The organism is Variovorax sp. WDL1 (assembly GCF_001541225.1).
GTDB lineage: Bacteria > Pseudomonadota > Gammaproteobacteria > Burkholderiales > Burkholderiaceae_C > Variovorax.
In genome coordinates this window covers 43,628-70,352 of record NZ_LMTS01000173.1, presented here as the reverse complement: position 1 = coordinate 70,352, position 26,725 = coordinate 43,628, and the positions used below count along the sequence as shown (strand labels likewise).

The window sequence follows — 26,725 nt, the reverse complement described above, 5'->3', positions numbered from 1 at the left end:
ATGCCCGAGTGGTCGGTCCTGGCCACCGTGGCCATACTGGCGGCAGCAGGCTTCGCGCACGGGCTGTTCGGTCTTGGCTTTGCCATGATGGCCACGCCGCTGCTGGCGCTGTTCCTGGACTACCGTGCGGCCGTGCTGATGGTGGCGCTTCCCTCGCTCCTGATGGCCTCGTCCTGGTTGGTGGTCAACCGTCGCCAACTGCGCATCAGCAGGATTCCGGCAAGCCTGCTGCCAGCCATCGGCATCGGCGCCTCGCTGGGTGCGTCCCTGCAAACGGGCCTGCCTGAGCGCGTCTTGCTGCTTCTGCTTGCGGCGCTCCTGGCGACGAGCGTGCTCACCTCCTGGGCCCTTGCGCGGTGGCAGCCCCCCGAGATCGCCTCTCCGGAGAGCGCAGGGGCTGTGTTCGGTGGATTGGCTGGAATGACCGAATCCGCGCTGAACGTCGGTGCGCCGTTTGCATTGCTCTATGGCGCGCTGGCGCGGCTCAATCGCCTGGAACAACTGGTGGTGCTGAATCTCTGCTTTGCCCTGTCGAAGACCATACAGGTTGGCCTGATCTGCATGACGAACGTCCCGCGCGTCAGCCTGGCTGCCCTGGCGCTGGGCACCGCCGTCAGCGGCGCGGCCTACTACGTTGGCAACGGATGGGCCAACCATTTCTCCGAAACGCGCTTCCGCGACCTCCTGCGGTGCTTCCTCATGATCATGATTGCCGCATTGATCCTGCGGGCGCTGGCGACATAGCGTCTTCAGGCGCCGATGGCCTGGGCATCCCGCTCGCCCCAGGTGCCGGCGCACCTGCTGGGCCGAAGATTCTTCCCGCCAGACTGGGGTTCGTCTCGCCTGCTCGTGTATGCCTTAAGTCGTATTTGAACCGCCCCATGGCAGGCGTAATCTGCGTTCGACCCCAGCGGTGCAGAGACATCCCCCGTTCGGCGTCCTACTCGAATGACCCGCGGGCCGGCGCCCGCCTTTTTCGATGCGATGCGGTCGGTCCGCAGGACCGCCGGCCTCAGCCAACGCATTCCGGTCCTGTCATCACAGGAGCAGTCATGAACTTCCTCAAGGTGCTCGAGGCTGCAGTGATCGTGGGCTTGGCATTCGGCACTGCCGCATGTCAACAGAGCAGGCAACCGCTCGAGTCGGCGCAGGCCGCGACCCGGGCCGATGGCGAGAGCGTCGAATCCGCTCAGAGCCGGGCAACGGATGCGGGGGTGGTGGAAACGCGTCTCGACGCCTATATCGGCGAGATCTTCGCGAAGGAGCTGAAGGCACTCGCTTCCAAGCCGCCGGACGACGACGCCCCGAGCTTTTGAGGCGTAGACAATCGCGCCGCGACGCCCTCACGAGCCGATGACCTGCGGATCCCCGCTCGCCCCCAAGTGCTGTCGAACCTGCTGCGCCAGCGAGCCGAAGATCCTTCCCGCCAGGCCGGGTTCGTCGCGGCCGAAGACGATGCGGTCGCAGCCGTAGTCGCGTGCGGCCATGGCGATGGTTTCTGCAGTGCGCCCCACCAGCACGGTGCTGGCGTAGGGCACCCCGGCCAGGTCGAGCAGGCGCTGCGCGTACTGCAGGTCCTCGGCGCCTGCCTCCAGCTGCAGCTCGAGCAGTTCGCGTGCACTGAAGAGCATCGCCACGTGGCCCGAGACCTTGGGCTGCACCCGCAGCAGGCGAACGGTCACCCGGTCGCTTCGGCGCATGCGCACGACCTGCTCGATGGCCGAGCGCGTCCGCGCCGGCTCCTCTGGTTCGATGGGGACCAGGATGCGCGTCATGCGGGCACCTTCAGACCGCGGGCCGCTTTGACGCCTTGGCGGGTCGCGGTTCCTCGCCGCGCGTTGCGCGCCGGCTGTTCAGCCACTTGCCGATCGCCACCACGAACATGGCGCCGAGCGCGGGGACCACCGTGTGCAGCGCATGCTGGTTGGCAGCCCAGCCAACGATGGAAGGATCCGACATCGCCATTTCCCCGGCGACCCAACCGAGCAGCGCGGCGCCGAGGACGATGATGACCGGGAAGCGGTCCATCAGCTTCAGGATCAGGGTGCTGCCGAAGATGATCAGGGGAATGCTGATCACGAGGCCGAAGACCAGCAGGGGGACATTGCCCTTGGCCGCAGCGGCGACGCCGACGACGTTGTCCAGGCTCATGACGAGGTCGGCCAGCACGATGGTCTTGATGGCCGCGCCCAGGCCGGCGTGGCCTTCGAGGCTCGTCTCCTCTTCCTCCTCGCGGAGCAAGCCGATGCCGATCCAGACCAGCAGCGCTGCGCCGACCAGCTTGAGGTACGGCAGGGTCAGCAGATAGACGGCAAAGAAGGTCAGGACGACGCGCAGCACGATGGCGCCGACGCTCCCGAACAGGATGGCCTTCTTTTGCTGCGCAGGCGGCAGCGAGCGGGAGGCCATCGCGATGACGACCGCGTTGTCGCCGCTCAGGACGATGTTGATCAGGATGATCTGCGACAGGGCGATCCAGAATTCGGGACTCGACAAAAACGACACGGTGTCTCCTTGGTGGACGGGGTCCGGAACCACAGCGGTTCCGCCTCGCCCGAGCGTAGAGACCTGTCCTGTCACCTTTCTGCCGGCGCGCTGACAGTTGGTTGTCCGCGAGCTGTCAGCAAGCTTACAAGGCGCTTGCGTGCCGATCGGAATCGCGCAGCGGGAAGAAGACGCTGAAGGTGTTGCCCACGCCATCGGCGTCTTCCTCCAGCGTGATGCGCGCGCCGTGCATCGTGGCGATCTCGCTGACGATGGCGAGGCCGAGACCGCTGCCATCTTCCTGCGTCCCGAGGAGCCGATGGAAGCGTTCGAAGATGCGGGCACGCTCCTGGACGGGAATTCGCGGGCCATCGTCGCTGATGGCCAGGCGGCACTGGTCGTTTCCGGCCTGGCCGGCCTGCACGGTCACCCGGCCGCCCGGCTGGCTGTAGCGGATCGCGTTGTCGATCAGGTTGTTGACCAGCTCGCGCAGGCGGTCGCGGTCGGCATCGATCATCAGCGGGTGGTCGGCACCTTCGAAGCCCAGGTCGATGTTCCGCCTGATGGCCTGCGGCACCCAGTCCATGCTCACCTCCAGGGCATGGGCATTGAGGTCGAGCGGCTGCAGTTGCATGGAGTCGAGCGCGCCGGGTTCGTTGCGGGCCAGCGAAAGCAGCTGGCGCACCAGCCTCGACAGCCGGTCGGCGCTGATGTAGAGCTGCGCGAGCGAGTGGCGCACGCGCTGCGGATCGCTCTCCCGCAAGGCCAGCTCGATCTGCGCCTTCAGGCCGCTGACCGGCGTCTTCAACTGGTGCGCGGCGTCCGCGACGAAGCGATTCTGGAAGTCGAAGGTGCGCCCGAGGCGTGCCATCAACTCGTTGACGTCGTCCACCAGCGGGCGCACCTCTCCCGGAACGTCGTGCGTGTCGATCGGGCTCAGGTCCAGGTGCGAGCGGTCCGATACGGCACGGCGCAGGCGCTGCAGCGGCTCGAGCCCGCGCGAAACCCCGAACCAGACCACCGCTGTCGCCATGACGATCAACAGCAGCTGCGGCAGCACCACGTTGGCGACCATTTCCCAGGTGAAGCGCGCGCGCTTGTTGAGCGTTTCGGCCACCTGCACCAGGACCCGAGGTGGCCCGGCGTCCGCACCGATGGGCATCCAGGCCACCATCATCCGCACCGGCTCGCCGCGCACCTCGTCGCCGTAGAAGTCCGGCCCGGCGGTTTTCTCGATTCGCCGCGGCGGCAACTGCGCATCGCCGCCCAGATCGGCACCGTCTTCGCCGAGGACGCGGTAGAAAAGCTGGTCTTCCTGATCGAGCAAGAGGATGTTGGCCGCGGCCTCCGAGAGTTCGAGCCGGGGCCGCGTTCCGTCGAGCTTCACATGCAGCGCGATCTCGCGTCCGATCTCGTGCAGCGCGCGGTCGTAGGCGAGGTTGGAGAAGCGCAGCGAGTTCCAGTAGGCAACGGCGGTATCGAGCACCAGCAGCACGGCGAGGGGCCCGAGCAGCCAGGCCAGCAGCTTGCGCTGCAGCCGGGGCTCAGGCCTCCACATCGCTGCTGTCGATCAGGTAGCCCATGCCGCGCACGGTCCGGATCTCGCAACCGAGCGGCTCCAGCTTCTTTCGAAGCCTGTAGACGTTGACCTCGATCGCGTTGTCGCCCACCTCCTCGCCCCAGCCGTAGAGGTGGTTGACCATGTGCTCCTTGCTCACGACACGCCCAGCGCGCATGAGCAGCAGTTCGAGCAAGGCGAGCTCGCGCGGCGACAGCTCCAATGGCCGCTTGTCGTGGAAGACGCGGCGGCCCACGGTGTCGAAGCGCAGCAAACCGTGTTCGAGGTCGGGGGTGGACTGGGTACTGCGGCGCAGCAGCGCCCGCACGCGCGCCTCGAGCTCCGGCAGGTCGAAGGGCTTGGCCAGGTAGTCGTCGGCGCCCAGGTCGAGGCCGCGCACACGGTCCGCGAGCGTGTCGAAGGCGGTGAGCATCAGCACGGGCATGGTGGACTTGCGGCCCCGGAGGCGCTTCAGCACATCCAGCCCGCTCAGCCCCGGCAGGCCGATGTCCAGGATGGCCAGGTCGTAGGTGCCCGGGGCGAGGGCATGGTCGGCCTCCTCCCCGGTGGAGACGACGTCGACGGCATGGGCAGACTGCACCAGCGCCCGCGAGAGCGCATCCGCCAGCACCCGGTCATCCTCGACGAGCAATATCCGCATTTAATTCCTGACTGCGTGTCCCTGCCGGCGATGCTAACCGCAAGCCTCTTGCGCCCACCGGCCTCTGCGGAAGGGGGCGCCGGGCGCATGCCACGGGCGGCGCACTTCGCGCACACTCCGGGTTGCCACCCCTGCCCCTGCACCCATGTCCGCCCCCCGCCCCGACCTTGCCAGAACCACCTTCAGCGTCCTCACGCTGGCCTTGCTCATCGGCTCCTCGCTCTGGATCCTGAGACCCTTCCTGGGCGCCACCATCTGGGCCGCCATGGTCGTCGTCGCCACCTGGCCCGCGTTTCTCTGGATCCAGGCGCGCCTGTGGAAGCGCCGCAGCCTCGCGGTGCTGGTGATGGTGGTGATCCTGCTGCTGCTGTTCGTGCTGCCGCTCACGCTGGCGATCTCGACCATCGTCTCCAACGCGGAGGAAGTGGTCGCGTGGGTCCGGCTGCTGATCAGCCAGGGCCCTCCCGCCCTGCCCGGCTGGGTGGAGCGCCTGCCGCTGATCGGGACGCGGCTGACGCAGGCCTGGAACGAACTGGTGGCCGCCGGCGTGACGGGCCTGGAGGACAAGGTCACGCCCTACATCCGGCAGGTCACCTCGTGGCTGCTCGCACAGGCGGGCGTGGTGGGGGCGCTGACGCTGCAGTTCCTGCTCACGGTGGTGATCGCCGGGATGATGTATGCGGGCGGCGAGTCGGCGGCGGATGTGGTGCGGCGCTTCGGCTTCAAGCTCGGCGGCCAGCGCGGGGAAGATGCGGTGGTGCTGGCGGGCAAGGCGATCCGCGGCGTGGCGCTGGGCGTCGGGGTCACGGCCTTCGTGCAGGCGGTGATGGGTGGCGTCGGCCTGGCGATCGCGGGGGTGCCCTTCGCGGCGCTGCTCACGGCGGTGATGTTCATGCTGTGCATCGTGCAGGTCGGCCCGACGCTGGTGCTGGCGCCGGCGGTGATCTGGGTCTTCTGGAGCGGGTCGACGGGCTGGGGCATCTTCCTGCTGGTGTGGACGGTGATCGTCGGCACGATGGACAACTTCCTGCGCCCGATCCTGATCCGCCGAGGCGCGGACCTCCCGCTGGTGCTGATCTTCGCTGGCGTTATCGGCGGGCTGCTGGGCTTCGGGCTGGTCGGCATTTTCGTGGGGCCGGTGATGCTGGCGGTGTCGTACACGCTGATCGACGCCTGGCTGCGCGACGGCGAACCGCTGGCGGACGATGCCGCGCAGCATTAGGTGAGCGGGGGCGTCGAGGGCTTGGCACCTCGGCCGCGCACGGGGTAGAAAGTAGCATTCGAGCGGCACTTCATCCCATGAGCGAACGACTCTTCCTCCGCCTCCACGATGACCCGGTGCAAGGGCCGGAGGCGGATGCGCCCGCGGGCACGCTGCGGGCCCTTCCGGTAAGCGGGGCGCTGGAGGGGCATGTCTCGCACATCCTGCTGTGCAGAGAGCGTGTGGCGGCGGGACACGAAGTGCTCGAACGCGTGCTGCCCGATGGGGCAGTTCGGTTGATCTTCGATTTCGGCGACGTCTGCAGTCCTTCCGCGGTCGTGGTCGGCGCCTCGACCGCGCCGGCACTGGTGCGCCTGCGCGGGCAGATCGACGGCGTGTCGATCACGTTGCGTCCCGGCGCAGCGGCCGGCCTGCTGGGGCTGCCGGCCGGCGAGCTGGCGGGGACGGCCGTGCACCTGGACACGCTGTGGGGCGGCGAAGGGACCCGGCTGCTGGAGCGCATGGCTCACGCGCCGGACACCGCCGCACGCATGGCAATACTGCATGCCGCTTTGCAGCGCCGGGTGCGCGAGGCCGACGGCGCAGCCGCGTCGCAGCGAGCGGCCACCCATGCAGCGCGGCTCATCGCCGCCTCGGGCGGACAACTTCCGCTGCACGAAGTGGCGCAGGCGGTCGGCGTCGGGGAACGGCGTCTGCAGCAGCTGTTCCACGTCCAAGTGGGCCTGTCGCCGCGCGCCTGGGGCAGGCTGGCGCGGCTGCACGGCTGCCTGCGCGGACTGGGCCGGGATGGCGGTCGACCATGGCTACTACGACCAGTCGCACTTGGCCAACGAATTCCGAGCTCTCTGCGGGCTGACGCCGACCGAGTTCCTGGGACGCACCGTTTCGGGTTCTTCCAAGACAGCGGATTGAAGACTCCCTATCGTTTCCTGGCTCGCAAGGAAGCGAAGAAAGGAACAGCGGATGCAGCAGCAGCAACAGCAACAGCAACAGCAACAGCAACAGCAACAGTCAAGTCTGCAGGATTGCGTGGCCGTGGTCACCGGCGCCAGCCGCGGCGCTGGGCGCGGGATCGCGCAGGAGCTGGGCGCAGCCGGCGCCACCGTGTACGTGACGGGGCGCAGCACACGCGAGCAGCCGGCCGGCACCTATGGCCAGCTGCTGGGCCTGTCGGGCCTCGACGCCCTCCCCGGCAGCATCGACGAAACGGCAGAGGAAGTCACGCGAATGGGCGGTCGCGGCATCGCGGTGCGCTGCGACCACGCGCGCGAGGAGGAAGTCGCGGCGCTGTTCGCGCGCGTCGAGCGCGAGGCCGGCCGCATCGACCTGCTGGTGAACAACGCCTGGGGCGGGCACGAGACCTTCAACGGCGTGTTCGAGGCGCCGTTCTGGGAGCATCCGCTTTCCAACTGGGACTCGATGCTCGACCGCGGCGTGCGAAACCACCTGCTGGCCAGCCGCTTCGCGGCGCCGATGATGGTTCGCCGCAAGCGCGGGCTGATCGTGACGACCACCTTCTGGGATCGCGATCGCTACCTGCGGGGCAATCTGTTCTACGACCTGGCCAAGTCCTCGATGACGCGCCTGGCCTTCGCAATGGCGCAGGAATTGCGGCCGCACGGCGTGGCTTCCCTGGCGGTGTCGCCCGGATGGATGCGCACGGAGTTCGTCCTGACCGGGCACAAGACCGACGAGGCACATTGGCAGGAGCGGCCTGCACTCGCACGCACGGAATCGACGCGCTATCTGGGGCGGGCGGTGGTGGCGCTGGCGCGGGATGCCGGCGTGCTGGACAAGAGCGGCGGCGTGTACCGTGTCGCGGATCTCGCGCGCGAGTATGGGTTCACGGATGTCGATGGGCGGCGGGTGCCGGCGTTTGAACTCGACGAAGGCTGAGCCACCCTCACCCAGGCCCTCTGCCGCCTGCCTGGGAAGAAGCCATGCGGCTCAGCTCGCGCTGCGGCGGTAGAAGGCGAGCGAGCCCGCCAGCGCCAGCAGGGCACCGCCGCAGCAGCGGTCCAGCCACAGCACGGCGCGCCGGCGAAAGAGCTTGACGGCACGCGCGCCGATCACCGCGTAGGCCAGCATCACCGAGAAGTCCAGGCCCGCGAACACCAGGCTGATGGCGGCATATTGCGGCCATTGCGGTGCACTGGGGTCGATGAACTGCGGCATCAGCGCCGAGCAGAAGAGATAGCCCTTGGGATTGGTCACCGCCACCAGAAAGGACTTGGCGAAGATGGCGCGCGGGCTGCCCCCGCTGCTTGCCGGGTCCTGCTGCGAAAGATCCAGGCTGCCCTGCGAACGCAGCAGGCGGATGCCCAGCCAGGCCAGGTAGGCCGCGCCCACCCACTTGAGCACCGAGAACCAGAACTCCGAAGCCGCCAGCAATGCACCGAGGCCGAGCGCCACGGCGCCCACGAGCACGAAGTCGGAGGCGACGGCGCCGAGCATGCCGGGCAGCGCGCGGCGCACCCCGAAGCGCGAACCATTGGCCAGCGCCAGCAGCACGGTGGGCCCGGGTGTGGCGATGGCGATGAGCGCCACGAGGGCGAAGACGAGCAAGGTCGGGGTGTGCATGCTGGCGAGTCCTCCGGTCGGGCGAGCATGATAGACCTCGGCCCGCCGGCGTCGCGAGCCGGCCGCTCAGGTTCGTCCGCCTTGCGCCGCGCTGGGCAATCCCGTACCCTGAACTGCCCACCGGGCGGAGCACGCAAGGAGAATGTCCATGCCAAGCCGATCGAACGGCCTCGCGGCCGAAATGGAAGCGGTGCGAACCCTGGCACTCGTCGGGGCGCCTGCCTCCGGCAAGACCACGCTGGCCGAGGCCCTGTTGCTCAAGTCCGGCGCCATCGGCGCGCCGGGTAGCGTGGAGCGCGGCAGCACCGTGAGCGACTTCGACCCGCTCGAACGGCGCATGCAGCACTCGCTCAATTCCTCGGTGATGCATCTCGCGCATGCAGGCACGCGCATCCACTTGCTCGACACGCCCGGCGGCGCCGACTTCCTGGGCCAGAGCCTGCCGGCGCTGGAGGCGGTGGAGACGGCGGCGGTGGTGATCAACGCGGCGATCGGCATCGAGCCGATGGCGGTCCGCATGATGGAGCATGCCGCCGGGCGCAAGCTGGCGCGCATGGTGATCGTCAACAAGATCGATTCGCAGGGGCTGGACATGCCGGGCCTGCTGGCGCAGATCCAGGCCGCGTTCGGCCGCGAGTGCCTGCCGGTGAACCTGCCCGACGACGGCGGCACCCGGGTGCTCGACTGCTTCTACAACCGCGAGGGCGGCTGCACGATGGGCGACGTGGAAACGGCGCACCGCGCGCTGGTCGAGCAGGTGGTGGAGGTGGATGCGGCTTTCGTCGATCGCTACCTCGAGCAGGGCGACGTCGACCCCCGTGAACTGCATGCGCCGCTGGAGCAGGCGCTGCGCGAAGGGCACCTGATCCCGGTGTGCTTCGTCTCGGCGCGCAACGGCGCCGGGCTGGGCGAGCTGCTGGACGTGATCGTCAAGCTGCTGCCCGACCCCACCGAGGCCAATCCGCCGGCCTTCCTGGTCGGCGAGGGCGAGGAGGCGCGGCCGATGGAGGCGAAGCCCGACCCGTCGCTGCACGTGCTGGCGCATGTGTTCAAGGTCACGGTCGATCCGTACGTGGGCAAGATGGGCATCTTCCGCGTGCACCAGGGCACCGTCACGCGCGACAGCCAGCTCTTCGTCGGCAACGGCCGCAAGCCTTTCAAGGTGAACCACCTGTTCATGCTGCAGGGCAAGGAGTACACCGAGGTGGCGCGCGCGCTCCCGGGCGACATCGTGGCGGTGGCGAAGGTGGAGGACACCCACTTCGACGCGGTGCTGCACGATGCGGCCGAGGATGACCATGTGCACCTGGCGCCGCTGGACTTCCCCATTCCCGTGCACGGCCTGGCGATCGAGCCCCAGCGGCACGGCGACGAGCAGCGGCTGTGGGAGATCCTGGGCAAGCTGGTGGACGAGGACCCCTGCCTGCGCGTGGAGCACGTGGCGGTCACCAACGAGACGATCGTCTACGGGCTGGGCGAACTGCACCTGCGCGTGCTGCTGGAGCGGCTGCGCGAGGTGTACCGCTTCGAGGTCAATACGCGGCCGCCGCGCATCGCCTACCGCGAGACGGTGACGGCGCCGGCCGAGGGCCACCACCGCCACAAGAAGCAGACCGGCGGGGCCGGCCAGTTCGGCGAGGTGTTCCTGCGCGTGGAGCCGCTGGCGCGCGGCGCGGGCTTCGAGTTCAAGGACGAGGTCAAGGGCGGAGCCATTCCCTACCAGTTCATCCCGGCCGTCGAGAAGGGCGTGCGCGAGGTGCTGGAGCACGGCGCGATCGCCGGCTACCCGGTGGTGGACGTGCGCGTGACGGTGTACGACGGCAAGAGCCACACCGTGGACAGCAAGGACATCGCCTTCGCGACGGCGGGCCGCAAGGCTTTCATTGCGGCGATCCAGGAGGCGCGGCCGATCGTGCTGGAGCCCGTGGTGAAGATCGATATCGCGGCGCCGGACGGCGCGATCGGCGACATCACCGGCGACCTGTCGTCGCGGCGCGGGCTGGTCAGCGGCACCGCCAACGCAGCGGCGGGGACGGTGCTGGTGCGCGGCCAGGTGCCGATGTCGGAGCTTTCGGGGTACCAGTCGCGGCTCAATGCCATGACCAGCGGCCAGGGGCGCTACACCATCGAGCTGTCGCACTACGAGCCGGTGCCGCCCTCGACGCAGCAGCAGCTGATGTCGCAGCACAAGGTGCGCGACACCGACTGAGGCGGCGCTCGCCGGCCGGCCTGCGCCCAGAAACTTGCGCCGGCGGACGGCGGCGCGATTCCCCCTTCCATCGTCGAACCCGGCCTACACCCGCGATGCGGCGCCGCGTCTATGAAGAAGGCGCTGAACGAGGAGTCCTCTCATGGAACTGAAAACCTGGCTCGCTTCGCTGAAGGAAGCGGACGCACGCCGGCCCGACCTGCCGGGCGAACACCTGATCGTGCTGGCCACCGGCGTGCTGCTGCTGATGGCGACCGGGCGCAGCCGCTCGCTGATCGGCCGCACGCTGATCGGTGCCGCAGCGGGCGCCTTCATCGGCCGCGCGGCCAGCGGCACAGGCGGTGTGGCGCGCCTGGCGGGCATGCTGGAGCAGTTCCGCGGCGGCGGAGGGCCGCGGCGAGGAGAACCCCGATGACCTCGAAGCACGAGCGGCAGCTTCGCCCGCTGTGGCGGCATGGCGCCGTGCTGCTGGCGTGTGCCGCGATGGCGGCGTTGGCGGGTTGCAGCGATCGGGATGCGGCCCAGAGCCGCGAGAACGTCGATGCCGCCGTCGAGAAGACGCAGGACGCAACGCTCTCCGCCGCGCGCAAGGCCGCGGACCTGGCGGAGAAGGCGCGCGACAACACGGTGAACTACTTCAAGTCGCCGGACGTGAAGGAGGACGTCGATGCGGCCAAGCAGGCGCTGAAGAACGCCGGCAGTGCGCTGAGCTCGTCGACCAACGACACGGCCATCACCGCATCGGTCTCGGCCGCGATTGCGCGCGATCCGGAGCTCGGTCCGCGGCAGATCGATGTCGCCTCGAACGCGGGCACCGTGCGGCTGAGCGGCTCGGCGCCGAGCGCCGAGGCGAAGTCGCGCGCCGAGCAGATCGCGCGCACCGTGAACGGCGTCGACAAGGTCGACAACCGGATCACCGTGACGGCGGTGAACTGAGCGGGAAGCCTTCCAACCGGCCCCTCACGCGCCGGCCGTCACCTGGGCCGGCTTGCCGGTCTGCAGCGCCACTTCCTCGCCCTTGATGCGCGCCCGCACAGCCCGCACGGCGTTCTGCACGCGTTCGCCGTAGTCGGCATCGGCCTGGCGGAAATGCCCGATCGCGCGCTCGATGATGTCCTGGCGCGTCACCTGCCCCAGGCTGCCGGCGATGTTGGCCACCAGGCGACCCTTGGCAGCCTCGTCCATCAGGCGGTAGAGGTCGCCGGCCTGCACGAAGTCGGTGTCCTCGGGATGCCGGGTCCACGCATGGCTGCCGGTCCAGCCCTGCACTTCGAGCGGCGCGTAGACCGGCTCGTCGCTCTGCTTGGGTGCATCGCCGAAGCTGTTGGGCTCGTAGTTGGGACTGCGGCCGGCGTTGTCGTAGCGCATCGCGCCGTCGCGGCCGTAGTTGGCGGCACGCGTGGCGTGCGGGCAGTTCACCGGCAACTGCGTGTGGTTGATGCCCAGGCGGTAGCGCTGGGTGTCGCCGTAGCTGAACAGCCGGCCCTGCAGCATCTTGTCGGGCGAGGGACCGATGCCCGGCACGAAGTTGGCCGGATTGAAGGCTGCCTGCTCGATCTCGGCGAAGTAGTTGTCGGGATTGCGGTTCAGCGTGAGGGTGCCGATGTCGATCTTCGGATAGTCCTTGTGCGACCAGACCTTGGTCAGGTCGAAGGGATTGAAGCGATAGCGATGCGCCTCGGCCATGGGCATGATCTGGACCTGCACGCGCCAGCCCGGGAGCTCGCCGCGCTCGATGGAATGCAGCAGGTCCAGGTGGTGGTAGCTGGGCTGCTCGCCGGCCAGGCGCATGCCCTCCTCCGCCGTCAGGCACTCGATGCCCTGGTTCGTCTTGAAGTGGTACTTGACCCAGAAGCCCTCGCCCTTGGCATTGACCCACTGGAAGGTGTGCGAGCCGAAACCGTCCATGTGGCGGAAGCTCCGGGGCAGGCCGCGGTCGCCGAACAGCCAGGTGAACTGGTGCGTCATCTCCGGCGAATGGGAGAAGAAGTCCCAGACGTTGTCGGGTTCCTGCACGTGGCTGTAGGGGTCGCGCTTCTGCGTGTGGATGAAGTCGGGGAACTTCAACGGATCGCGAATGAAGAAGATGGGCGTGTTGTTGCCGACCAGGTCGTAGTTGCCCTCTTCGGTGTAGAACTTGAGCGCGAAGCCGCGCGGGTCGCGCTGGGTGTCGGCGCCGCCGGATTCGGGTGCCACCGAGGAGAAGCGGGCCAGCACCTCGGTCTTCTTGCCGGGCTGGGAGAGAAAGCGGGCCTTGGTCCATTTCGTGACATCGGCCGTGACCTCGAAGACGCCGTAGGCGCCGGAGCCGCGGGCGTGCACCACGCGCTCGGGAATGCGCTCGCGGTCGAAGCGGGCGAGCTTCTCGATCAGGTGGTGGTCCTGCATCAGCACCGGCCCGGTGGGCCCGGCGGTCTGCGAGTGCTGGTTGTTCTCGACGGGGGCACCGCTCTCGGTGGTGAGCTTGCGGGGATCGGTCATGGGGCTTTCCTCGTTCGTGGTCAGGAGCTTGCATTCTGGCCACGAACCCGCGAACCGGGCATGACATCCCCCTATCTTGCCGATAGGCAGCTATCTCGTTGGGGGTAGCGCCCGCTTCAGAGCATCAGCGCGACCGCAGCGTCGAGATGCTCCGAGGGCTGGCGCCGGAAGCCCGAGCGCGCGAAGCGCTGCAGGCGCCCCACCACGAAGGCGGTGAGCGCGGAGGCACGCACCTGCGCATCGACGCTGGGCGTGGCCGAGCCCTCGGCGGCCGCGGCGCCGCGCAGGGCCTGGCGCAGCGTGGCCTCGATCTTGTCGAAGAACTGGTTCATGCGGTTCTGCAGGCGTTCGTTCTCGTAGACCAGCGCATCACCCACCATCACGCGCGTCATGCCCGGGTTCTTCTCGGCGAACTGGACCAGCATCGCGACGATGCGCGCGGCCTGCTCCTGGCCCGGGGCGGAGCGCTCGGTGATCTGGTTGATCAGCGTGAACACGCTCTGCTCGATGAAGTCGATCAGGCCCTCGAACATCTGCGCCTTGCTCGCGAAGTGCCGGTACAGCGCGGCTTCGCTCACCTCGAGCCGGGCGGCGAGCGCCGCGGTCGTCACCCGCTCGGCGCCCGGCTGCTCCAGCATGGCGGCGAGGGCCTGGAGGATCTGCACGCGCCGTTCGCCCGGCTTGGGACGTTTGCGTACCGGTGCAGCCACCGGCTCTGGACTCACGGAACTCAGCGGGGCACCGGGGGCGCTTGTCTCTTCGTTCTGCATGGGCGCGTGCAAATGTAAAAAATTGATTCTCGCACAGCGAGGTGAGCGCGTGCCAACCGGGCATCCACTGTACGTCGCGCAGAATCAACGGATTTCAACGACACCGGCGAAAGAGAACGATGAGCCCAACGATTCTGGTGACCGGCGGGGCCGGCTTCATCGGCAGCCACACCTGCGTGGCGCTGGCGGCGGCAGGCTATGCGCCGCTGATCCTGGACAACCTCGGCAACAGCGACGTGCGCGTGCTCGACCGGCTGGCCCGGATCATCGGCACCGCGCCGCGCTTCGTCGAGGGCGACGTGCGCGACCGCGCGCTGCTCGACCGGCTGTTGCGCGAGGAGACGATCGGCGGCGTGATCCATTTCGCCGGCCTCAAGGCGGTGGGCGACTCGGTGGCCGACCCGATCACCTACTACCAGAACAATGTGCACGGCAGCTTCGTGCTGGTCGAGGCGATGCAGGCCGCGGGCGTGCGCACGCTGATCTTCTCCTCCTCGGCAACGGTGTACGGCGACCCGGACAGCTCGCCTATCCCGGAGAGCGCGGCGCTGCGGCCCGCCAACCCCTACGGCCGATCGAAGCTGATGGTGGAAGACGCGCTGCGCGACCTGCATCGCGCGCACCCGGCGTGGCGCATCGCGCTGCTGCGCTACTTCAACCCGGTGGGTGCGCACGAAAGCGGCCTGATCGGCGAGCACCCCCAGGGCAAGCCGAACAACCTGATGCCCTTCGTGAGCCAGGTGGCGGTGGGGCTGCGCGACAAGCTCTCGGTGCACGGCGGCGACTACCCGACGCCGGACGGCACCGGCGTGCGCGACTACGTGCATGTGATGGACCTGGCCGAGGGGCACGTGGCGGCGCTGCGCCATGCCGAGAAGCAGCCGGGCCTGGTGACGCTGAACCTGGGCACGGGCCAGGGCGCCTCGGTGCTCGAGGTGGTAAAGGCTTTCGAGCGGGCCAGCGGCAAGACCATCGCCTACGAAATCGGGCCGAGGCGGCCGGGCGATGTGCCGGCCTACTGGGGCGATCCTGCGCTCGCCGAGTCGCTGCTGGGCTGGCGTGCGCGACGGGGGCTGGACCAGATGTGCGCGGACAGCTGGCGCTGGCAGCAGGGGAATCCGACGGGTTATGCCTGAACGTCGAGCTGGGGCAGGTAGTTCTTGATCAGCGAGTCGACGACGTCCGCCTGCAAGCGGTCTTTTCTTCGCTTGAGCGGATCGCGGTCCTTGCGCGCCGCGAGCCAGCGCTTGACGCGAACGAAGGCACGCGGGTCGACGGTGTTCATGCGCGCCTGGCTTGCTCCAGTGCGCTGAACACTGCCTCCGCGTCAATGTACTGGCGCAGTTGGCCAGCAGTGAGTTCGGTGAAATGCGGGTCGGTTTTCATCGGTAATTCCAGTTTTGCGAATTACCCTGAAAACCCTTTCATGACAATCACTTATGCGCACATCCACAACGCGCAACCCACCGCACGGAACCAAGTTCGCCGGCCTGCCACAGAGGGACTGGAATTTCACCCAGACCCAAGGAGACACAACCATGCACACGTTGAGCAAATCCGCTCGGCCTCGGGCGCCGGCATTCCGCATCGACGCGTTCAACCCACAGGCCCCGGGGCAACAGACCCGGCAGTACGTGAGCTGGTCCGTGCTCAGGCTCCTCCAGCGCAGCCCCTGGGCAGCGACACTTGTGCGCAACTACCAGCTCCAGCGCCCGGGAGAGTGCGTGAGCAATTCGGAGGCTATGCAGGAGAACATCCTGCACGATCTGCACAGCCGAGGCCACGTCGAGATTTCGGGCAGCAGCGATACCGGCCGGACTTTGCTCCAGCGACTGCAACAGACGTTCGGCGTGACCAAGGCTCCAGAACTGGATCGGGAGTACCGACACAACCCGACCGTCGACGACATCGTCGACCTGGTGGAACAGCATGGCCCCTGTGTGCTGAGCCTCGCACGAATGCTCCCATCCGACCAGGGAGGAACGCAGTATGCCGGGCACCATGCCGTCGTGGTGATTGGTACCTTCAAGGTGGAAGGGAGGAACTGGGCCATGGTCCTGGATGGAAATGACTTGCAGAGCCACCCCGTCATGGAGCGGGTGCGTGCCTACGCGGACAAGTACCACGACGGACACCTTGAAGCGATCACCGAGGGCGCCCTCTCGGCCATCCAGAAGGAAATGGATCAGGCCGGCGAGTCTTGGGATTCCAGGCAGATGGTTTACTCGCTGATCGACCTGGACAAGTCGGTTCGGGAGGCAGACAAGGCTTACCGTGCCTACAGGATGGATCTCGCCATGAACGGCAGCTACTCGGACCTGGCGCCAATCACCTTTCCGAATTCGATCTGCGTCACCACCAATGCATCGGTGCAGGCCGATTCGATGCCCGAGGCGATGAAGCACGAGCTGGCACGTATCGTGGGTTCGCAGCCGGACTCGTTCTCGCGACTGAAGGTGAGAGCGGCGCCCGAGGAACTTTAAGCGCCTTCTCCTCGCGCCGGATCTCCTTACCTGGCCCGGATCATGGTCCCGTAGGCCTGGTCCGTGAGGATCTCCAGCAGCATCGCATGCGGCACCCGCCCGTCGATGATGTGGACCGCGTTGACGCCGCTCTTGGCCGCGTCCAGCGCGCCTTCGATCTTCGGCAGCATGCCGCCGGAAATGGTGCCGTCGGCGAACAGGTCGTCGATCTCACGGGCACTGAGGTTGGTCAGCAGCTTCCCGTCCTTGTCGAGCACGCCGGGCGTGTTGGTCAGCAGCATGAGCTTCTCGGCCTTCAGCACGGTGGCCAGCTTGCCGGCCACCACGTCGGCGTTGATGTTGTAGCTCTCGTTCTCCTCGCCGAAGCCGATGGGGCTTACCACGGGGATGAAGGCGTCGTCCTGCAGCGCCTTCACCACGCCGGGGTCGATGGCGACGATGTCGCCCACCTGGCCGACGTCGTGCTCGATGTTCGGGTCGTTGCGGTCCGCCATCTTGAGCTTCTGGGCGCGGATCAGGCCACCGTCGCGCCCGGTCAGGCCCACCGCCTTGCCGCCGGCCTGGTTGATGAGGCCCACGATGTCCTGCTGCACCTCGCCGGCCAGCACCCATTCGACGACCTCCATGGTCTCGGCGTCGGTCACGCGCATGCCCTGGATGAAGTGGCCCTTCTTGCCCAGGCGGTTGAGCGCAGCCTCGATCTGCGGGCCGCCGCCGTGGACCACCACGGGGTTCATGCCGACCAGCTTGAGCAGCACCACGTCTTCCGCGAAGTCGGCCTGCAGGGCCGGATCGGTCATGGCGTTGCCGCCGTACTTGATGACGATGGTCTTGCCGTGGAACTTGCGGATGTAGGGCAGTGCCTGGGCAAGGATCTCGGCCTTGTCGCGCGGGGGGATGTTGAGGACAGGATCGGTCATGGTGCTCACGCTGAAGGGACGACGGGATTTTGCAGGCAAATTCGGAAACACCGCGGAACCGGCTGCGCCGGGCCGCTGGTGTTGCCCCCGGCAGGGGGTGGGCGGCTACACGAAGTGAGCCAACCTGGGGGGAGCCCAGGTCTTCAGGGGCGCAGCCAGCGTGGGACCTTGAAGCGCACGATCATGAAATATGCCGCCACGTAGGTCGCGACGAAAAGCGCGCAGAAGGCCATCAGCACCGGCGTGTTGTTCCAGAACAGCACGGCCGGCACCACCGTGAGGGCAGCGAAGATCCACAGGTAGGGCGAGGTGCGGTTGTTGCGCGCCAGCAGCTGGCGCGCCTCGTCGTCGGCGAAGGCGACCCGCACGATGCGGCGGAAGATCAGCTGGTGGAAGTGCAGCGCATCGGGGTCGCCGGGCGACTGGCCGCGAACGAAGCGGCGGTAGACCGAGAACACCGTTTCCCAGACCGGGTAGATCAGCAGCAGCATCGGGAACCAGGGCGAGACCACGCGGTGCCGCTGCACCAGCGTGACCGCGGCCAGGGCGATCACCATGCCCCAGACATAGGCGCCGCCGTCGCCGGCGAAGATCTTGCCGCGCGGGTAGTTCCAGATCAGGAAGCCCGCCGTGGCGCCGACGAGGCAGATCACCATGGCGGCGAGCTGCCTGTCGCCCACCTGCAGCGCCACGTGCGAGATGGCCAGGCAGACCAGGATCGCGACCGTGCCGGCCAGGCCGTTGTAGCCGTCGATGATGTTGAAGGCATGCGGCAGCCCGCCGATGGCAACCACCGCGAACAACATTGCGGCATAGGGCCAGGCCTGGAGCCAGCCGTCGACGACGGGAATGCCGACGCGAGCGACGCCGAGCTTGAGCAGCCAGCACAGGAGCAGCGCCGAGCCGATGGTGATGCCGAGCCGGTAGCGCACAGAAACGCGCTGGGTCAGGTCCTCGGCGATGCCGGCGAGCACGGCCGGGGCGATGCACAGCAGCGCGACGCCGGAGGCCTTGACCGGCCAGTTGACGTTGAAGGGATCGGACGGCAGCCCCGCCACCAGCCAGGCGATGCCGGTGCCCAGGAACATGCCGGCGCCGCCGAGCCGCGGCACGTGGCCCTTGTGGAAGCGCTGCGGCATGTCGGTGCCGTAGCGCCGCGCATGGCGGCGCGCGCGCCGCATGAACAGCTGCACTGCAATGGCGGAGATGAGGAAGCTGACGACGATCAGGGTAAGCATGGGTGGAAGGCGGGAAGGCCCGGGAGGCTGCTCCTAGAATCCCCGGGCGAAATTAGACCATGTCCACATCCCCGTCCCCGCCCCCCGCCGTCACGGTCTCGATCGTGAGCCATGGTCAGCTCGAACTCATCCGCCCGCTGCTGGACCAGCTCGACCGCTTCAGCCGTGCGACGACGGCCAAGGTGCTGCTCACGCTGAACATCCCCGAGGCCGATGCGCTGGCGGGCGGGCACTGGGGCTTCCAGATCGAGCGGATCGAGAACCAGCGCCCCATGGGCTTCGGCGCCAATCACAACCAGGCCTTCGCGCGCTGCGAGACGCCGTGGTTCCTGGTGCTCAACCCCGACATCCGCTTCGACGCCGACGTGCTGGCGCCGCTGCTCGAATACGCCCCGGCGGATGCCGGCCTGCTGGCGCCGCGCATCCTCGAGCCCGGCAAGACCACGGCGGAGCAGCACCGCGCGATCATCACGCCACTGGAGATCCTCACGCGCCGGCGCCCGGGCTACGCGATACCGACCGAACCCGCCTGGATCCCGGGGCTGTTCATGCTGTTCCGCAGCGAGGCGTACCGCCAGATCGGCGGCTTCGACGAGCGCTTCTTCATGTACGGCGAAGACTTCGACATCTGCGCGCGCCTGCGGCTGGCGGGCTGGAAGCTCTCGATCGCGGAGCACCTGCAGACCCGGCACGATGCGCAGCGCGCGAGCCACAGCAGCAAGCGGCACCTCTACTGGCACCTCACGAGCCTGCTGAAGGTGTGGAGCTCGGCCGCGTTCTGGCGCTATCGACGGCTGGATGCGGCATCGCGCGCCGCAGCGCGTTAGCCGCGCTCCAGCAGATCCTGCGCGATGGCCTGCCTGCCTCGGCCGAAGCGCTCGTAGCGGCCGCTCGCGGTCTCCCGCAGCACCGGCAGCAGGCGCGCCACGCGCGAGGCCGGCAGCTCGGCCCGGAAGCGCTGGTGCGCCACCTTCCCGCGCTGCGCGTCGACGATGGCCTCAGGCACCTGGCCCTGCAGTGCCAGCAGGCGATCGAGCAGCGCCTGCGCGCGGCGCCAGCGCTGCATGTGCTTGCTGCCGCGCGCCTGCATCGCCTTGGCGAGCTTGTCGGCCAGGGTGGGCCGCCTGGCGCCGATCTGGTTGCCGGCGTGCTGGCGGTAGTCGATCAGGGCTTCGGGCAGCACGTCCAGGCGGCCGGTTGCCGCAGCCAGCGCGGCCAGCCATTCGTCGTGCACCCACTCGTCGGAAAAGGGCAGTGCCGCTTCAAGCAGGCGGCGCCGGAACAGGGTGGTCGCGCCGGTCACGAGGTTGCGCCGCAGGAACACTTCGAAGGCGCGGCCCTGGGCAATGGCCTCGAGCTCCTCCGGCTGCACCTCCAGCGCATGGAACAGCGTGTCGCCCAGCGGCCTCAGCTCGCCATCCACGAGCCGGGCATCGGTGTGGAGCAGCAGCAACTCCGGCCGTGCCTCGAAGCAGGCCGTCATGCGCGCGAGGCGGCCCGGATGCCAGACGTCGTCCTGGTCGCTGAGGGCAATGAGCTCGTGACGGCAGGCGCGTATCGCCTGCTCGAAGTTGCGCGTGACGCCCAAAGCCGGCTTGTTCTCGAACACGGTCAGCGCCACAGTCGAAGCGGCGCCGCAGCCGGCCATGGCCTGGCGCACGATGGCCACGCTGTCGTCGCTGGAGCCGTCGTCCGACAGCACGATCTCGCGCGGCGGTGGCTCCTGGGTGCAGATGCTCTGCACCTGCGCCGGCAGATAACGCGCGCCGTTGCGCGTGCACAGCGCGACCGAGACGCCCAGCGCCATCAGAGGGGCGCGAGGCGCGGGGGCCAGGCGTAGCTGAAGTCCTCGCGCGCCAGCATGAGGTTGGGGCTGTAGGCGGGGTCGTTCTGGAGGACGTGGTCCCAGCGCCGATGCATGTAGGCCACCTCGCGCTCGAAGCGAGCACGCTTCTCGGGCGACAGGTCCTTTCCACGTGTCGCAGACTCGTGGTGCATCAGCTCGGCGTACGGTGTCCATACGTTCCGGTAGCCAGCCTCGCTCAGGCGCAGGCAGAAGTCCACGTCGTTGAAGGCCACTTGCAGATTGACCTCGTCGAAGCCGCCCACCTGCTCGTAGATCGACTTTCGCATCACGAGGCAGGCTGCAGTGACGGCAGAGAAGGACTGGATCAGGCCGGCGCGGCCGCCGTAGCCTTCACGGCCGGCCGGCATGCCGCGATGCGCATGGGCTGCGATGCCGCCCACGCCGAGGATCACGCCTGCATGCTGAAGCGTCATGTTCGGATACCACAGGCGCGCACCCACGGCGCCCACGCCGGGCTGCAAGGCGATGGACACCATCTCGGACAGCCAATCCGGCGTGATCACCTCGATGTCGTTGTTGACCAGTGCGACGAGCTCGCCCTTCGCTTGCGCCACGGCCGCGTTGTTGAGTGCGGCGTAGTTGAAAGGCCGGTCATCGCGCAGCACGCGGATGTTCGCACGCGTGCCGAGTTCCTTGAAATACGCCAGCGCAGACGGGTCGTCCGAGCCGTTGTCGACCAGGATGATCTCGTGGTTCGCATAGCTCGTCTTGCCCTCGATCGACTCGATGCACTGCCTCACCAGCTGCAACGCGTTGCGCGTCGGGATGATCAGCGAGACCAGGGGCAGCACCTGCGGCAACGCATAGCGCACGCGAAAGCCGAAACCGAGGTACTCCGCTGCCCCTTGCACACCCGTGCGCGCCAGGTGATCGTTCAGCGCACGTTCGCCCGCCACGGCCGCGTAGGGCTTGGCACCCATCGACTTCGCCGTGCTCTCGCCATGCACGCGCCAGTGGTAGAGCACGCGCGGGATGTGCCTGATTTGCCTTTGATCGACACGCTCCATGCAGCGCAGCACCAGGTCCCAGTCCTGCGAGCCCTCGAGGCCGACACGGAAGCCGCCAACCTCGCGCACCAGGTCGGTGGCCAGCACGCCCAGGTGGCTGAACATGTTCTGCGACCGGAACAGATCGACGTTCCAGTCCGGCTTGAAGTACGGGCCGAAGCGGTGGCCTCCCTCATCGACCTTGTCTTCGTCAGAGTAGATCAGGCGAACGTCCGGATTGGCAACGATGCATTCGGCGACGCAGTAAAGCGCGTGGGCCGGCAGCAGGTCGTCGTGATCCATCAGCGCGAGCCACGACCCGGTTGCGAGTTCGATCGCACTGTTCGAAGAGGCCGAGATATGGCCGTTCTGCGGCCGGAACACGACCTTGACGCGCGCGTCGCTGCAGCTGTAGGCCTCCAGGATCTCGCGCACGTCCTTCGAGGTCGAGGCGTCGTCGGCGATGCACAGTTCCCAGTTCGGGTAGATCTGCGCACGAACCGACTCGATGGCTTCGCGCAGCCATGCCGGGTTGGGGTTGTAGGTCGGCATGACCACCGATATCAGCGGCCCGCCCACCATCGCCTCCACGCGCCGGGCGAGCTTCTCCCGCAGCTCGGGCGTCAGCGTGTCGTGCTTGCGCACCCAGTTGTCGTAGTTGTTGTAGCCGCCCATGCGCCGGCCCAGCTCCCACTGCACGCCGGCCCATCCCGACTTGCCGAAGATGCGCCAGGCGCGCTGGATGCGACCGAACAGGCCCGGGCCCCTGAGCAGTCCCAATGGAAAGAGAACGAGGCGGTACAACAGGGCTTTCATGCGCGGCAAATTCTCATGTTCCGGATTCCAGGGTCGCTCATCGCGGCGACACGAGCGCGGGGTCGAGGAAGGTCGCCGCCTTGCGCACGAACCCGGCGCGCAGGTGGGCACCGTCCTTGTAGACGGGGTCGCCGCCCTCGCCGCTCAGCATGCACTGGCTGTCGGAGATGCAGACCGTGGGGGCCGGATCGAGCACGACGGCGCCCGCACGCTGCGCCAGCTGGCGCAGCCGCTCCTGCAGGCGCTTCTGCGTCGGCGGGAAGGGCGCCGAGACGGGTGAGGTCGAGGCGGTCATGGTGCCGAGACGGCTGCCGTGGATCAGCAGCCGGGGCTCGAAGTTGGTGCTCAGCGGCGGATTGAGGATCAGGTAGACCTTCTTGTTCGCGGCCCGCAGCAGCCTGATCAGCGTCTCCAGCGACACCAGCGAGCGCGCCACGCCGTCGCCGCCGCGCAGCAGGTGGCGGCCCTGCAGGTCGAGGAAGTAGTAGTGGTCCGGCGGCGGGGGCGCGCTGGAACCCGGGGTCGTCTCCTCGATGTCGAAATAGCAGGTCCAGCAGGCGCCGAGCACCACCGTGTCGATGTCGTCGCTGAAGGCGAACTTCAGCAGCTCGTCGCGGCGCGGGCCGCAGGCCAGGTCGCGGTCCTCGAAGAGATGCGGCACCGGCGGACAGGCGCCGCGCGTGCCGAAGTACAGGGTCTTCAGCGCGTCGGGCGCGACGCGGTCGAGTTCGACGGCGCGCGGGCCGAACTGCTCGACATGGCTGTCGCCGAGCAGCAGCACGCGCTCCTTGCCCTCGCCGATGGTGTAGACGGTCTCGCCCTTGACCTTGGTTTCCTTCAGGCCGTCGGGGTAGGCCCAGTCGGCGCCGGCCGCGACGATGGCCTGGACGCCCGGATCGTCGTTGCGCGGCGGCAGCAGGCGCCCGACCAGCACCATGCCGATGATGGCCACCGCCACCATGCCCGTGGCCAGGCCCTTGACCACGCCTTCACTGCGGCGCCGGCGCAGCCGGAGCTCGACGAAGCGATAGGTGAGCCAGGCCAGCAGCACCGAGGCGACCACGGCCGCGATGCGCGTGGTGCGATCGGGCTCGGCGCCCTCGACGATCCGCGCGTAGGCCAGGAGCGGCCAATGCCACAGGTACAGCGGATAGCTGATCAGGCCCACCCACACCATCGGGCGCGACCCCAGCAGTCGGCGGTTGAGCCAGGCACCCGGCCCCGCGGAGATGCAGAGGCAGGCCCCGACGACGGGCAGCAGCGCCCACCAGCCCGGGAAGGACTTGCCCCGGGTGATCAGCACCAGTCCCAGCCCGATCAGCAGCAGGCCGGACACGCTGCGCAGCTCGCGCCTGTACCAGTTGCGGTGCGGCTCGCGTCGCAGCGCGTTCCAGGCCAGCAAGGCGCCGGCCGCCAGCTCCCACATGCGCGGCAGCGGCGAATAGAAGGTCGCGGTCGGGTGGCGCTGCACCGCGTAGACGTTGAGAAGAAAGGACAGTCCGGTCGCCACCCACATCCAGGTGCCGAGGTGGCGCCCCTGCCCGCCACGGAAGCGCCAGGCCAGGCCGAGGAGCACGGGCCAGAAGATGTAGAACTGCTCTTCCACCGCCAGCGACCACAGGTGCAGCAGCGGCTTGGTCTCTGCGCTGGTGTCGAAGTAGCCGGCCTCGTTCCACAGCGCCAGGTTGACCACGAAACCGGCGCTGGCCAGCAGATGCTTGCCCAACTGGCGGAATTCGTCGGCGAGCAACGCATACCAGCCGAACGCGAAGGTCGCGGCCATCACCACCAGCAGCGCCGGGAAGATGCGCCGGATGCGCCTGGCATAGAACTCGCGATAGCTGAAGCCCTCGCCGGCCAGGCTGCCGAAGATGATCGTGGAGATCAGGTAACCGGAAATGACAAAGAAGATGTCGACGCCGATGAAGCCGCCCTTGACCCAGTGCGGAAAGGCATGGAAGCCCACCACCGAGAGCACGGCGATGGCGCGCAGGCCGTCGATGTCCGGTCGGTACTTCGGGTGGGCAAGGTGGGACTGTTCTTCCTGTCGGGGCATGCGAGCGCGGTCTTGGGCTGGGTCGGATCGGTCGCCGACGTGGCGTCGCGGCGCAGCGCGTGATTATCTTCGCAACGTGGCGCGCCCCTTGCGCGCATCCCGGTTCCACAGGGTGCGCCCCGGCTCCGGCCGGTAAAATCGCCCGCTCTCAAAGAGAAGGACAAAAATGCGATTGCTTTCTGTGGTGCTCTCGGGAGGGTCCGGCTCCAGGCTCTGGCCAGTTTCCAGGCAGGCGCTTCCGAAGCCCTTCATGAGGCTGGGCGGCTCCACCCTGCTGCAGCAGGCCATCGAGCGCGGACAGGCTTGCGGCACCGGCGACCTGATGGTCGTCACCAACAAGGATCACCAGTTCCTGACCAAGGACGTGCTGCGCCAGATGAGCGATCCGCCGTCGGCCACCTACCTGCTCGAGCCCAAGGGCCGCAACACGGCACCGGCGATCGCGCTGGCGGCCCTGCAGTGCGAGCGCCAGTTCAGCGGCGACACGGTGATGCTGGTGCTCTCGGCCGACCACCTGGTGCCCGACGTGGAAGCCTTCGTCGCCAGCGCGAGCGAGGCCTTCCGGCTGGCCCAGCAGGGCGCGCTGGTGCTGTTCGGCATTGCGCCGACCGTGCCGGAGACCGGATTCGGCTACGTGGAGGTGGAGCGGGTGTCGCGCGAGAGCCAGCCCGTCAAGCGCTTCGTCGAGAAGCCGGACCTGGCCACTGCGCAGGAATACCTGGCAACCGGCCGCTACTACTGGAACAGCGGCATGTTCTGCTTCACCGCGGCCGGCATCATCTCGGCGCTGGAGGCGCATGCACCCGAAGTGCTCGACGCGGCCCGCCACGCGATGGGAAGCGCGCAGGCGAAGGGCGACGCGATCAATTTCGACCTGCACGCCTTCGGCCTGCAGCCGGACATCAGCATCGACTACGCGGTGATGGAGCGCGCAGACAACGTGCGCGTGGTGCCCGCCAAGTTTGCCTGGAACGACGTGGGCTCATGGCCCGAGGTCGCCAGGGCCCAGCCCGCCGATGCCAGCGGCAACACCTTTCCGGACGACCACGTCGTGGCGGTGGACACCACCGGCACCCACATCCAGGTCGAGAGCCATGGGCCCAAGATCGTCGCAGCGCTGGGCGTGCACGACCTGGTGATCATCGACACCCCCGATGCGCTGCTGGTGGCCCACAAGGACAGCGCCCAGCAGGTCAGGAAGGTGGTGGACATCCTCAAGGCGCGCAGCCACGAGACGGTGCAGTTGCCCGCCGTGGTCCACCGCCCCTGGGGCACCTACGCATCGCTCAAGGAAGAAGACGGCTACAAGGTCAAGCGCATCACGGTGAAGCCGGGCGAGGCCCTGTCGCTGCAGTACCACCACCAGCGCGCGGAGCACTGGGTCGTGGTGCAGGGCACCGCCATCGTCCAGATCGGCGACGTGGAGCACAAGACCCTGCCCGGCGAATACCGCTATATCCCGCTCAAGGAAAAACATCGTTTGACGAACATCGGACAGGACGAACTGGTTCTCATCGAAGTCCAGTGCGGTAGCTACCTTGGCGAGGACGACATCGTGCGCCTGGTGGACACCTACGGACGCGTATGAGCGAAGCACACTCCAATCTTCATCGCAGCGCGTGGTCCGACTGGTGGGAAGGCTCCCGCCGCACCGACATCTGGTGGACGCTGGCCTGGTTCGACATCGTGCTGCGCTACCGCCGCTCGATGCTCGGGCCGCTGTGGCTGACCCTCAGCATGGGGGCCATGATCGGCGGCATGGGGCCGCTGTACAGCTCGCTGTTCGGCACCGAGCTGTCGAGGTTCTTCCCCCACCTCGCGCTGGGCATCATCTTCTGGAGCTTCTTCTCCAGCATGGTGACCGACGCCTGCAATGCCTTCATCGGCTCCAGCAACTACCTGAAGCAGGGGTACTTCCCGATCAGCCTGTTCGTCTGGCGCAGCATGGCGCGCAACCTGATCCAGTTCGCGCACCAGATCGTGCTCTACGTGCCGGTGGCGCTGTGGGCCGGCATTTCGCTGTCCTGGTCGGCACTGCTTTTCATACCGGCCTTCCTGCTGCTGCTGATCAATGCCCAGGCCCTCGGACTGGCGCTGGGCCTGATCTGCACGCGCTTTCGCGACGTGACCCAGATCGTCACCAGCGTGATGCAGATGCTGATGTTCCTGACGCCGGTCTTCTGGCTCCCGGAGAGCCTCCCCGGCCGCGCGCAGTACATCCTGTACAACCCATTGGCGCAGATGCTCGAGCTGCTGCGCGTCCCCCTGATGGGCGGCGTTGCCGATTCCCACAACTGGTGGGGCATCCTGGGGTGGACAGTGGTGAGCGTGGTCGTGTCGGGCCTGCTGTTCGCAAAGTACCGCCGCCGCGTCGTCTACTGGCTCTGAACAAAC

General features: G+C 67.9%; 25 protein-coding genes and 1 pseudogene. 13 read left to right on the top strand and 13 right to left on the bottom strand.

The genetic code is table 11. From position 1 onward, the window contains the following. A complete protein-coding gene (locus APY03_RS24560; protein WP_068680986.1) occupies positions 1 to 744 on the top strand; it encodes a sulfite exporter TauE/SafE family protein in 744 nt (247 codons plus the stop codon). 308 nt (positions 745 to 1,052) lie between these two features. After that, positions 1,053 to 1,316, top strand: coding sequence for a hypothetical protein (locus APY03_RS24555; RefSeq protein ID WP_068680984.1), 264 nt, complete (start codon positions 1,053 to 1,055; stop codon positions 1,314 to 1,316). A 27-nt stretch (positions 1,317 to 1,343) separates the two neighbouring features. Here APY03_RS24555 and APY03_RS24550 read toward each other — a convergent pair whose 3' ends face one another. From APY03_RS24550 to APY03_RS24535, 4 genes are all read right to left on the bottom strand, one after another. Next, entirely contained in the window at positions 1,344 to 1,775 is a 432-nt protein-coding gene (locus APY03_RS24550) for a universal stress protein (protein ID WP_068680982.1), read from the bottom strand. Positions 1,776 to 1,785: 10 nt separating this feature from the next. Next, the gene (locus APY03_RS24545; protein ID WP_068680980.1) at positions 1,786 to 2,505 is read right to left on the bottom strand and encodes a TerC family protein; all 720 of its coding nucleotides are present in this window, start codon (positions 2,503 to 2,505) and stop codon (positions 1,786 to 1,788) included. Between the two features lie 124 nt (positions 2,506 to 2,629). Further along, a complete protein-coding gene (locus tag APY03_RS24540) occupies positions 2,630 to 4,042 on the bottom strand; it encodes a sensor histidine kinase (RefSeq protein ID WP_068680978.1) in 1,413 nt (470 codons plus the stop codon). Beyond that, positions 4,029 to 4,703, bottom strand: a complete 675-nt coding sequence (locus APY03_RS24535; protein WP_068680976.1) for a response regulator — start codon at positions 4,701 to 4,703, stop codon at positions 4,029 to 4,031. Before APY03_RS24535 ends, APY03_RS24540 begins: the two co-directional genes overlap by 14 nt. A 145-nt stretch (positions 4,704 to 4,848) precedes the next feature. Here APY03_RS24535 and ydiK point away from each other — a divergent pair, with 145 nt between their 5' ends. The 3 genes and pseudogenes from ydiK to APY03_RS24520 all read left to right on the top strand — a co-directional run bounded on the left by ydiK (position 4,849) and on the right by APY03_RS24520 (position 7,821). Continuing rightward, a complete protein-coding gene (gene ydiK, locus APY03_RS24530) occupies positions 4,849 to 5,925 on the top strand; it encodes an AI-2E family transporter YdiK (RefSeq protein ID WP_068680974.1) in 1,077 nt (358 codons plus the stop codon). A 77-nt stretch (positions 5,926 to 6,002) separates the two neighbouring features. Beyond that, positions 6,003 to 6,317, top strand: a pseudogene (locus tag APY03_RS45505) (DUF6597 domain-containing transcriptional factor); the annotation flags it as partial. Between the two features lie 571 nt (positions 6,318 to 6,888). Next, the gene (locus tag APY03_RS24520) at positions 6,889 to 7,821 is read left to right on the top strand and encodes an SDR family oxidoreductase (RefSeq protein ID WP_068680972.1); all 933 of its coding nucleotides are present in this window, start codon (positions 6,889 to 6,891) and stop codon (positions 7,819 to 7,821) included. A gap of 51 nt (positions 7,822 to 7,872) precedes the next feature. Here the strand turns inward: APY03_RS24520 and APY03_RS24515 are convergent, their stop codons facing one another. Further along, positions 7,873 to 8,505 (bottom strand): LysE family translocator, encoded by a 633-nt coding sequence (locus tag APY03_RS24515; protein ID WP_068680970.1) that lies wholly within the window; start codon positions 8,503 to 8,505, stop codon positions 7,873 to 7,875. 148 nt (positions 8,506 to 8,653) lie between these two features. Here APY03_RS24515 and fusA point away from each other — a divergent pair, with 148 nt between their 5' ends. The 3 genes from fusA to APY03_RS24500 all read left to right on the top strand — a co-directional run bounded on the left by fusA (position 8,654) and on the right by APY03_RS24500 (position 11,650). Then, entirely contained in the window at positions 8,654 to 10,714 is a 2,061-nt protein-coding gene (gene fusA / locus APY03_RS24510; protein WP_068680968.1) for an elongation factor G, read from the top strand. A 142-nt stretch (positions 10,715 to 10,856) separates the two neighbouring features. Continuing rightward, entirely contained in the window at positions 10,857 to 11,129 is a 273-nt protein-coding gene (locus APY03_RS24505; RefSeq protein WP_068680966.1) for a hypothetical protein, read from the top strand. After that, on the top strand, positions 11,126 to 11,650 hold the full coding sequence (locus APY03_RS24500) for a BON domain-containing protein (protein WP_068680964.1): 525 nt from the start codon (positions 11,126 to 11,128) through the stop codon (positions 11,648 to 11,650). The genes APY03_RS24505 and APY03_RS24500 overlap by 4 nt, the downstream gene beginning before the upstream one ends. A 24-nt stretch (positions 11,651 to 11,674) precedes the next feature. Here the strand turns inward: APY03_RS24500 and APY03_RS24495 are convergent, their stop codons facing one another. Beyond that, entirely contained in the window at positions 11,675 to 13,195 is a 1,521-nt protein-coding gene (locus APY03_RS24495) for a catalase (RefSeq protein ID WP_068680962.1), read from the bottom strand. 116 nt (positions 13,196 to 13,311) lie between these two features. Beyond that, the gene (gene slmA / locus APY03_RS24490) at positions 13,312 to 13,965 is read right to left on the bottom strand and encodes a nucleoid occlusion factor SlmA (RefSeq protein WP_068680960.1); all 654 of its coding nucleotides are present in this window, start codon (positions 13,963 to 13,965) and stop codon (positions 13,312 to 13,314) included. A gap of 119 nt (positions 13,966 to 14,084) precedes the next feature. Between slmA and galE the strand changes: the two genes are divergently transcribed. After that, positions 14,085 to 15,101: a UDP-glucose 4-epimerase GalE gene (gene galE, locus APY03_RS24485; RefSeq protein WP_068680958.1), complete on the top strand. Its 1,017-nt coding sequence runs from the start codon at positions 14,085 to 14,087 to the stop codon at positions 15,099 to 15,101. Here galE and APY03_RS40525 read toward each other — a convergent pair. After that, positions 15,092 to 15,250: a GSU2403 family nucleotidyltransferase fold protein gene (locus tag APY03_RS40525; protein ID WP_083944546.1), complete on the bottom strand. Its 159-nt coding sequence runs from the start codon at positions 15,248 to 15,250 to the stop codon at positions 15,092 to 15,094. The genes galE and APY03_RS40525 overlap by 10 nt on opposite strands. Before the next feature lie 439 nt (positions 15,251 to 15,689). Here APY03_RS40525 and APY03_RS24480 point away from each other — a divergent pair, with 439 nt between their 5' ends. After that, positions 15,690 to 16,448, top strand: a complete 759-nt coding sequence (locus APY03_RS24480) for a hypothetical protein (RefSeq protein ID WP_157103452.1) — start codon at positions 15,690 to 15,692, stop codon at positions 16,446 to 16,448. Between the two features lie 26 nt (positions 16,449 to 16,474). Here APY03_RS24480 and argB read toward each other — a convergent pair whose 3' ends face one another. Both argB and APY03_RS24470 read right to left on the bottom strand, forming a co-directional pair. After that, positions 16,475 to 17,368, bottom strand: coding sequence for an acetylglutamate kinase (argB, locus tag APY03_RS24475; RefSeq protein ID WP_068680954.1), 894 nt, complete (start codon positions 17,366 to 17,368; stop codon positions 16,475 to 16,477). 143 nt (positions 17,369 to 17,511) lie between these two features. Next, positions 17,512 to 18,606, bottom strand: a complete 1,095-nt coding sequence (locus APY03_RS24470) for a glycosyltransferase family 4 protein (protein ID WP_068680952.1) — start codon at positions 18,604 to 18,606, stop codon at positions 17,512 to 17,514. A gap of 59 nt (positions 18,607 to 18,665) precedes the next feature. On the opposite strand from APY03_RS24470, the gene APY03_RS24465 reads away from it, so the two are divergent. Then, the gene (locus APY03_RS24465; RefSeq protein ID WP_068680951.1) at positions 18,666 to 19,433 is read left to right on the top strand and encodes a glycosyltransferase family 2 protein; all 768 of its coding nucleotides are present in this window, start codon (positions 18,666 to 18,668) and stop codon (positions 19,431 to 19,433) included. Here the strand turns inward: APY03_RS24465 and APY03_RS24460 are convergent. From APY03_RS24460 to APY03_RS24450, 3 genes are read right to left on the bottom strand one after another with little or no spacing between them, the layout of a single operon-like run. Next, positions 19,430 to 20,413 carry a glycosyltransferase gene (locus tag APY03_RS24460; protein ID WP_068680949.1) on the bottom strand — a complete coding sequence of 328 codons (984 nt, stop codon included), beginning with the start codon at positions 20,411 to 20,413 and terminating at the stop codon, positions 19,430 to 19,432. The two genes, APY03_RS24465 and APY03_RS24460, sit on opposite strands and share 4 nt — an antisense overlap. Next, entirely contained in the window at positions 20,413 to 22,275 is a 1,863-nt protein-coding gene (locus tag APY03_RS24455) for a glycosyltransferase family 2 protein (protein WP_068680947.1), read from the bottom strand. The genes APY03_RS24460 and APY03_RS24455 overlap by 1 nt, the downstream gene beginning before the upstream one ends. 37 nt (positions 22,276 to 22,312) lie before the next feature. Then, complete coding sequence (locus APY03_RS24450; protein ID WP_068680945.1) at positions 22,313 to 24,331, bottom strand: acyltransferase family protein; 2,019 nt, start codon at positions 24,329 to 24,331, stop codon at positions 22,313 to 22,315. 166 nt (positions 24,332 to 24,497) lie between these two features. Here APY03_RS24450 and APY03_RS24445 point away from each other — a divergent pair, with 166 nt between their 5' ends. Beyond that, positions 24,498 to 25,919 (top strand): mannose-1-phosphate guanylyltransferase/mannose-6-phosphate isomerase, encoded by a 1,422-nt coding sequence (locus APY03_RS24445; protein ID WP_068680943.1) that lies wholly within the window; start codon positions 24,498 to 24,500, stop codon positions 25,917 to 25,919. Continuing rightward, complete coding sequence (locus tag APY03_RS24440) at positions 25,916 to 26,719, top strand: ABC transporter permease (protein ID WP_068680940.1); 804 nt, start codon at positions 25,916 to 25,918, stop codon at positions 26,717 to 26,719. Before APY03_RS24445 ends, APY03_RS24440 begins: the two co-directional genes overlap by 4 nt. Positions 26,720 to 26,725: the final 6 nt, after the last annotated feature.